Here is an 8,269-nt window from a genome sequence, read left to right on the forward strand (position 1 = left end):
TCTTGAATTTGCTGCCAGATATCATCGGTAAGAAGAGTACGTGCCATTGAAAATATAGAAATAAAAATAACTCAAAGGAGGATTTTAAGTATTTAAAACCAATTCTTCAAATGAGGACACGCCCTAGGGTTTTTATTGTGATGAAAATTGAGTATTAACCGGTGCCTGTACTTAAAAGTGTAGATTAAATGTACGTTGACCAATCTAAACAACAATAAAGTGATAAATATTGTAGGCTGGTCTTTACCCCTCGCTGTTTTTTTAAGACAATATGCAGCAGTTTTGAAAGTCTTTTCATCATTTTCTATTTCTGAATTATTTGGACACTGATTTATGACAACCCCGCTTAATGAACGTCGTGTTGCAAACGCAATTCGTGTATTGGCAATGGATGCTGTGCAAAAAGCAAACTCAGGACATCCAGGTGCTCCAATGGGGATGGCAGACATCGCTGATGTGGTTTGGCGCGAATTTTTAAGCCATAACCCGACTAACCCGAATTGGGCGAACCGCGACCGTTTTGTATTGTCGAACGGTCACGGCTCAATGCTGCAATATGCACTTCTTCATTTAACGGGCTATGATCTTTCAATCGAAGATTTGAAATCATTCCGTCAATTGCATTCTAAAACTCCAGGTCATCCGGAATTGGGCTATGCACCTGGTATTGAAACCACTACTGGTCCATTAGGCCAGGGTATTGCCAATGCCGTAGGTTTTGCACTGGCTGAAAAAACGCTTGCTGCGCAATTCAACAAAGACGATATTCAAGTTGTTGATCACTTTACTTACTGCTTCCTGGGCGATGGCTGCTTGATGGAAGGTGTTTCTCACGAAGCATGTTCATTAGCGGGTACTTTGGGTCTAGGCAAGCTGATCGCTTACTATGATGATAACGGCATTTCGATTGATGGCGAAGTTGAAGGCTGGTTCTCTGACGATACAGAGCAACGTTTCAAATCTTATGGCTGGCAGGTCATCAAAGTTGATGGTCATGATGCAGATGCAATCCGTCAAGCGACTGTAGAAGCGAAAGCTGAAGCGAACAAACCAACCATCATCATGTGTAAAACAGTGATTGGTTTAGGTTCACCAAATAAACAGGGTAAAGAAGACTGTCATGGTGCACCTTTAGGTAATGACGAGATTGTATTGACCCGTGAAGCTTTGGGCTGGTCAGATGAAGCATTTGTTATTCCTGCTGAAGTTTATGCAGCATGGGATGCCAAAGAAAAAGGTTCACAAGCTGAAGCAGCCTGGAATGAGACTTTTGCCGCTTATGCAGCAAAATACCCAACTGAAGCAGCTGAATTAAAACGCCGTCTTTCTGGTGATCTTCCAGCTGACTTCGTTGCAAAAGCAGATGCTTACATTGCTGAAGTAAATGCAAAAGAAGAAACGATTGCGACACGTAAAGCAAGCCAAAATACGTTACAAGCACTTGTACCTTCTTTACCTGAAGTGCTTGGCGGTTCTGCTGACCTTGCAGGTTCTAACCTGACTTTATGGAAAGGTGCACAAGGCGTACAGGACAATCCGGCAGGTAACTACGTACACTATGGCGTACGTGAGTTTGGTATGACTGCAATTGCCAATGGTGTAGCACTACACGGTGGTTTCATTCCGTATGTAGCAACATTCCTGATGTTTATGGAATATGCACGTAATGCAGTGCGTATGTCTGCTCTAATGAAACAGCGCGTAATTCATGTTTATACGCATGACTCAATCGGTCTAGGTGAAGATGGTCCAACACACCAACCGGTTGAACAAATCGCATCTTTACGTGGTACACCGAACCTGAATACATGGCGCCCATGTGACACTGTTGAAGCCGCGATTTCCTGGAAATCAGCTTTAATGCGTTCAGAAGGCCCAACGGCATTAATCTTCTCTCGTCAAAACTTGCCATTCCAGACCCGTACTCAAGCACAAATCGAGAACGCTGCGAAAGGTGGTTATGTACTGGCTGAAGAAAAAGGCGAATTGAAAGCGATCATTATTGCAACGGGTTCAGAAGTATCTCTGGCAATGGAAGCGTATGCACAACTTGAAGGTGTACGTGTCGTCTCTATGCCATGTGCTGAAGAATTCATGAAGCAAGATGCTGCTTACCGTGAAGCAGTTCTCCCTGCAGCGATTCGTGCACGTGTAGCGGTAGAAGCTGCACATGTGGATTACTGGTGGAAATTTGTAGGTCTTGACGGTCGTGTGATTGGTATGACTACTTATGGTGAATCTGCACCTGCGAAAGATCTGTTCCAGTTCTTCGGTATTACCACTGAAGCAGTTGTAGCAGCTGTAAAAGAGATTACTGCTTAATCAACTGATTAAACAGTTTTTAAAGGACGCCCCAGTTTTGGGGCGTCTTTTGTTTTTTCACTTTTTAGTGTTGTTTTCATGTGGCAACCGCTAAAAAGTTCTCCCATAGTCGAAATGAAAGAGTGAGATGAACATGAGCTTGTATGAACAAATTAACGATGAAATTACTTTAATGGATGCAGGCGAACAGAAATGGATCGGGCAGGATCTGCCTCTTGAAGCAATGATGGCAGTTGAGCTGTTACTTCAGGATCTAGCGGCTGAAAAAATTATTAAAGTGCGTCGTAAGAACCATGAAAAACATTCTGGTTTAAAGCAGATTGACCGTATTCTGGTGGAAAAGCTTTAAAGTTGAAGACTTAAATAGCCCCACATGGGGCTTTTTTTGTACCAAAATAATCATCTGTATGAGTCATAGATATATTTTAAAAAATTGGTGTAAGTAAAAATAAAAAATATCTTATCTTAATCATCAAAATAGCCTAAGCTAATTGAATCTATTTGAAATAGAAGAATCGTATAAAAATGATGATACAAGACCAGATTCAAATTGAGCCTCTAGAAAATATTACACAGCAGGAGTGGCTGCCATTATGGTTGGATTACCAGAATTTTTATCAGACTCAGCTCAGTGAAGAGGTAGATCAGCATACCTGGCAAAGGCTTACTGATCTAGCATTCGGCAATATGTATGGATTCGCAGCGATTCTGAATCAGCAAGTTATCGGCATTGTGCATGTCATTCAACATGACAGCTGCTGGACTTTAACGCCGTATGCCTATTTGCAAGATCTTTATACGCGTATTGATTTTCGAGGGCGGGGTGTGGCACGAGCCTTGATTGAGAAAGTATATGTAGATGCCAAACAGCGTGGATGTGATCGAGTGTATTGGTTAACTCATGAGAGCAATCGACAAGCACAGCAGCTTTATGATCAGGTTGCCAAGAAAACCGGTTTCATCCAATACCGAATGGATTAATAGTAGAAATTAAAAAAATAACTTACAATTTTATCGTTTCATCGCTGCAACAAAACGTTTTATCTTTAGGGCTGTAAATATTTCTGAATTCTATACACTTGAAAACATCCAAAACGAGAGATAAAAACATGAATTTCAAAACATTAGCATTAGGCTTAGCGGTTTCATCGGTAGCAACATTTTCTATGGCGAAGCCGGTTGCGTATACCATTGATCCAGGCCATACCGCGACCGTATTTAGTTGGAGTCACTTTGGTTTCTCGACACCATCTGCGAACTTTAGTGATATTCAGGGCACGATTACGGTTGATAATGAAAAGCCTGCTAACTCATCAGTGAATGTAACTATTCCGGTATCGAGTATTAATACCAATGTTAAAGCACTGGATGAGCATATTCAAAAAGCAGAATTCTTTGATGTAGAGAAATATCCAAACATCACGTTTAAAAGTACCAAGGTTCAGGCTTTAGGTAAAAACAAATATAAAATCACCGGTAATTTGACTATAAAAGGTGTAACCAAGCCAGTTGTGCTGGATGCAGTGTTAAATAAACAGGCTATTCATCCAATGACAAAACTGCAAACAATTGGCTTCAATGCGACTACATCATTTAACCGTTCAGCTTTCAATGTGGGCGCATATGTGCCAAATGTCGGTGATAAAATTACTGTAAACATTACCACCGAAGCATCTGTACCCGCTGCGAAAAAATAACAAAAGACAAATTTAAAAAGCACCCTGTTGGGTGCTTTTTTATGGATGAAAATTAAGCTTTGCTAGAAATTAGTAGATAGCTAATCTGAATAAATATCTTTTATCATCCACTTAATTTGAAGAATAAAAATTAGCTGGTTTGAATGTGCTTGAGAAATTCTTGAAGAATGGACACCGATACAGCTTCTAAAGCAGCAGCATATTGCTGATTGTCGGCACGTAAGGCTGCAATGTCGATATTCGCATGACGCAGCTCACAGGTATGGCCAATCAGCCATTTCTCCAGACGCTCAGCTTCCACTTCAGCATGAAATTGCAGTGCCAGAATATTGCTGCCAATCCGGAAAGCCTGATTTGGATAGACCGCAGAACTTGCCAGAAGCTCAGCCTCTGTGGGCAGGTCGAACGTATCTCCATGCCAATGTAATACTTCAAGATTTTCCAGATTTTTTAGTGGATTATTCTCTACAGATGCAAGGCTAAGCTTGGACCAACCAATCTCTTTGCTATGACCTGCATACACTTTTGCTCCTAATGCATGCGCAATGAGCTGTGCACCTAAACAAATTCCTAAAGTCGGCAAATTATGCTTTAAACGAACTTTCAGTAAGTCTATTTCCTGATGTAAGAAAGGATAGTCTTCAGTTTCATAAACGCCGATTGGACCACCTAAAATCACCGTCAGACCTGTATGTTCAAATGCCTGGGTCAGGTCATCGACCCCTGCTTCAAAATAACGTACGCGTAGGCCGAGCTGATAGAAAGTATCTTCCCACGCGCCAAGGTCTTCAAAGGCAAGATGCTGGATGGCATAGACCGTGTCTGGAAATTCGTCAAAATTAAGCATGATGGTGACTGATAAAAGAAATGATTTAATTTAACGTGAATCATATGACTTGGAAAGCTGAATTCAGCTCAATGAGCTCCTCCATTTAGCAGTGGATTGGTTGCAATTGCTTAAACTCTGTAAAGATACTCCGCTATTGTTCACTTCAGTTTGGGTATAACTTGGAACTTGATGACCGTATGCAATCCCATAGTTTTATATACTGATAACAACTCCATTAGGGGAGCCATGCTATGCAAAGTCTAAGCCTTTATATTGATCGTAAAAGATTAAGTCCCTATGCCATGTCGGTTTTTGTGGCCCTGAGAGAAAAACATGTCGATTTTAAAGAGATTAAAATCGATCTGGATAAGGATGAAAATAAAACAGATACCTATCTAAGAATCTGTAAAACTGGAAAAATTCCCTGCTTATCTGTGGATGGCTGGTCAATTTTTGAGTCCATGGCAATTACCGAGTTTCTGGACGAGCTTTTTCCAGCACCTGATTATCCGGCTCTTTATCCGGCAGATATTCGGGCGCGCGCTAAATGTCGGGCGGTACAAGCATTGCTTAAATCTGATTTTAGTCTGATATGTCAAAATATGCCTTCCACAGGTATCTTTCAGCCATTACCAGAACCTTATATTCCAGACCGGCATACCCAAGTGGAAATTGATCGATTAACCAGAGTAAGTGAGGCTTTGATTGGCGATCAATGGTTAAGTTCACAATGGAGTATTGCCGATTTTGATTTAGCCTTCATGCTACATCGATTATTGAGTTTTAAAGTCACCATCTCTGAAAGGCTTTATAGTTATGTCATGCGGAATTTTCAGCGCGAATCTGTGCATGTCTGGTTTAAATTAAGAGAACTGGAACGAGGTACATGGGATCCATCACCATTTGATGTGCCGTGAGTTGAGAAAAGCGTTCAAGGTTGATGGATTTAAGTCATGATTTAATTGTTTAAATAACTCCTGAATTGAGCAGAAATCAGGAGTTATTTATTCATGGGCATCTTCAGGATATTATTTTAATAAATCTAACAGGGCATCCGCCGTTGCTGCAGATGATGCTGGATTTTGTCCGGTAATCAGTAAACCATCCTGCTGCACATGAACTTGCCAATCATCAGCTTTGGAATAATGCCCACCATTTTCCTTCAGCATATCTTCGACCAAGAATGGAACAATATTCGTCAGGCCGACTCCCTCTTCTTCGGTATTGCTAAAACCAGTTACTGATTTACCTGACACAATGGAGTGGCCTTCACTATCTTTTACCTTTTTCAGTACTCCTGGCGCATGGCAGACCAGTGCGACAGGCTTATTGGATTGCAAGGTTTCTTCAATTAAATGGATTGAAGTGTAATCATTGGCTAAATCCCATAACGGACCATGCCCACCTGGATAGAATACGGCATCAAACTCATCTGCATTTACTTCGCTTAATTTATGGGTATTGGCTAAAGCACGCATGGCGGTTTCATCTGCTTCAAAACGTCTGGTTGCTTCAGTTTGGGCATCTTCAGCACTGCTTTTAGGATCAAGCGGCGGGTGACCACCTTGTGGGGAGACTAAAGTGATTTCGGCTCCTGCATCAATGAATCGATAATATGGGGCAGCCAGTTCCTCTAGCCAGAAACCGGTTTTTTCGCCTGTGTCACCAAGTTGATCATGGGAGGTCAGAACAATCAAAATTTTCATATGTTTACCTAAGATTATGTCAGATTTAAAATTTAATAAGTAAAATTATTGGATAGATGGATAGGAGAAAAATTGCCATCGTTAAACTGGAAACTTAAATTTAAAACAGCTTGGATTTGATATTTTGTAGCAATCCTTAAAACAAATGTTTTAAACACCTATATATATGAAATGTTTTAAAAAAATCATTACGATTGATCAGAACTTTTCTTTTTCTTTCCGCCACCATCCTGTTTATTGACTGTAGACCAAGCAATACGTTCAGCCTCTTCTTCAGAACGTCCTTGTTCTTTCTCACTTTCTTCAATGTGTTTAGCTTGCCGTTTCTGTTTTTCCGTATAGGCAGATTTATCACCTCTAGGCATAGTCTGATCCTCACATGCGGTCTGATATGGGAATGACTATAACAAGGACTTGATTTAGGCAAAGTAAGCTTCTGTCAGGATTTGTTTGAATTGTTTTATAGGTCATTAAATGACTGGAACATTTATATCTAACTTATTTTTAGTTCTAAAGAGAAGTCAATTTTAAAATCTTAATTTTGAACAGGATAATGACCCCAGAGCCATCATCCTAAAGCTTTTATTTAGCCATTAACAATGCTGCCACCATTTACGTGGATCACCTGACCCGAGATATAGCTGGCTTCTTCACTAGCCAGAAATAAATAGGCTGGAGCGACTTCACTTGGCTGTCCCATGCGGCCCATCGGTGTCTGTTTACCAAACTCTTTTAAGGTTTCTTCATCAAAACTACTTGGAATAAGTGGGGTCCAGATCGGGCCGGGTGCAACCCCATTAACACGAATACCTGTCTTGTTTTTCAGCAAATTGGTCGAAAGACTACGGGTAAACGTGGTAATTGCACCCTTAGTGCTAGAGTAGTCGATCAGTTCATCATGTCCGTGATAGCTAGTAATACTAGTGGTATTAATAATACTGTCACCTGCCTGCATATGTGGGAGAACTGCCTGAGTTAAATGAAACATACTCAGAATATTGGTGTTAAAAGTTTTATATAGCTGTTCAGGAGAGATATCGGTAATACTTTTCTGCGGATATTGTACTCCTGCATTATTTACCAGAATATTAATTGTCTTGAATTCCTGAATAGTCTGTTTTACCAGATCTTGAATTTCTTCTGGTTGCTGCAAGTCACATTTGATCAGTAGACAGCGCTGTCCTTCTGCTTCAACCATTTTCTTTGTATCTTTTGCATCCTGATCTTCATCCAGATAGCAAATCGCGATATCCGCTCCTTCACGAGCAAACAGGACAGATACCGAACGGCCAATCCCACTATCTCCACCGGTAATAAGAGCAACTTTGCCTTTCAATTTCTCGCTACCTTTATAGTGAGGTTTAATGATCTCTGGCTCTGGGTTCATTGCAGTCTGAACACCAGGCTGATGGTCTTGTGTTTCGGTTGAATTTGGGGTTTCAGGATAATTATTCATATATTTTCAGGTCCATTGTTTAGTGTAATGACAGAAAAATATATTAGGGAGATTTTCCAGAAATAGGCTAAGACCTGACATTTCATAACAGAATCTATGCAGGAGATTGCATTTGTTGAATTAGGTTTACATTAGACCTCTTTCATAAATCATTTTTTGCTCAGTTCCAAGTTGTAGATTCCAGCGATTAAATTGAATCTCAAACCAAGCCTTTTACCTCTATTTCGATAACGCTCAGCAAGGATTTTGAAGGTTTTCA

Annotated in this window: 9 protein-coding genes and 1 pseudogene; 5 read left to right on the top strand and 5 right to left on the bottom strand. The window is 40.5% G+C overall.

Going from position 1 to position 8,269, the window contains the following annotated elements:
* The first annotated feature begins 333 nt into the window (after positions 1–333).
* From tkt to C3420_RS15820, 4 genes are all read left to right on the top strand, one after another.
* Positions 334–2,322, top strand: coding sequence for a transketolase (tkt, locus tag C3420_RS15805; RefSeq protein WP_103800986.1), 1,989 nt, complete (start codon positions 334–336; stop codon positions 2,320–2,322).
* Between the two features lie 133 nt (positions 2,323–2,455).
* Positions 2,456–2,671, top strand: coding sequence for a hypothetical protein (locus C3420_RS15810; protein WP_004812556.1), 216 nt, complete (start codon positions 2,456–2,458; stop codon positions 2,669–2,671).
* A gap of 176 nt (positions 2,672–2,847) precedes the next feature.
* On the top strand, positions 2,848–3,303 hold the full coding sequence (locus tag C3420_RS15815) for a GNAT family N-acetyltransferase (protein ID WP_103800987.1): 456 nt from the start codon (positions 2,848–2,850) through the stop codon (positions 3,301–3,303).
* A 128-nt stretch (positions 3,304–3,431) separates the two neighbouring features.
* Complete coding sequence (locus C3420_RS15820) at positions 3,432–4,019, top strand: YceI family protein (protein WP_004812559.1); 588 nt, start codon at positions 3,432–3,434, stop codon at positions 4,017–4,019.
* 130 nt (positions 4,020–4,149) lie between these two features.
* Here the strand turns inward: C3420_RS15820 and C3420_RS15825 are convergent, their stop codons facing one another.
* Complete coding sequence (locus C3420_RS15825; RefSeq protein WP_103800988.1) at positions 4,150–4,866, bottom strand: glutamine amidotransferase; 717 nt, start codon at positions 4,864–4,866, stop codon at positions 4,150–4,152.
* A 233-nt stretch (positions 4,867–5,099) separates the two neighbouring features.
* On the opposite strand from C3420_RS15825, the gene yfcF reads away from it, so the two are divergent.
* A complete protein-coding gene (gene yfcF, locus C3420_RS15830) occupies positions 5,100–5,765 on the top strand; it encodes a glutathione transferase (protein WP_103800989.1) in 666 nt (221 codons plus the stop codon).
* A 111-nt stretch (positions 5,766–5,876) separates the two neighbouring features.
* Here yfcF and C3420_RS15835 read toward each other — a convergent pair whose 3' ends face one another.
* The 4 genes and pseudogenes from C3420_RS15835 to C3420_RS15845 all read right to left on the bottom strand — a co-directional run.
* Positions 5,877–6,554 carry a type 1 glutamine amidotransferase domain-containing protein gene (locus C3420_RS15835; protein ID WP_004894308.1) on the bottom strand — a complete coding sequence of 226 codons (678 nt, stop codon included), beginning with the start codon at positions 6,552–6,554 and terminating at the stop codon, positions 5,877–5,879.
* A gap of 188 nt (positions 6,555–6,742) precedes the next feature.
* A complete protein-coding gene (locus C3420_RS17435) occupies positions 6,743–6,919 on the bottom strand; it encodes a hypothetical protein (RefSeq protein ID WP_008305424.1) in 177 nt (58 codons plus the stop codon).
* Positions 6,920–7,140: 221 nt separating this feature from the next.
* On the bottom strand, positions 7,141–8,010 hold the full coding sequence (locus C3420_RS15840) for an SDR family oxidoreductase (protein WP_004812568.1): 870 nt from the start codon (positions 8,008–8,010) through the stop codon (positions 7,141–7,143).
* 149 nt (positions 8,011–8,159) lie between these two features.
* Positions 8,160–8,269 (bottom strand): annotated as a pseudogene (locus C3420_RS15845) (IS5/IS1182 family transposase); the annotation flags it as partial.

Source organism: Acinetobacter sp. ACNIH3, from assembly GCF_002918965.1.
GTDB classification, from domain to species: domain Bacteria; phylum Pseudomonadota; class Gammaproteobacteria; order Pseudomonadales; family Moraxellaceae; genus Acinetobacter; species Acinetobacter schindleri.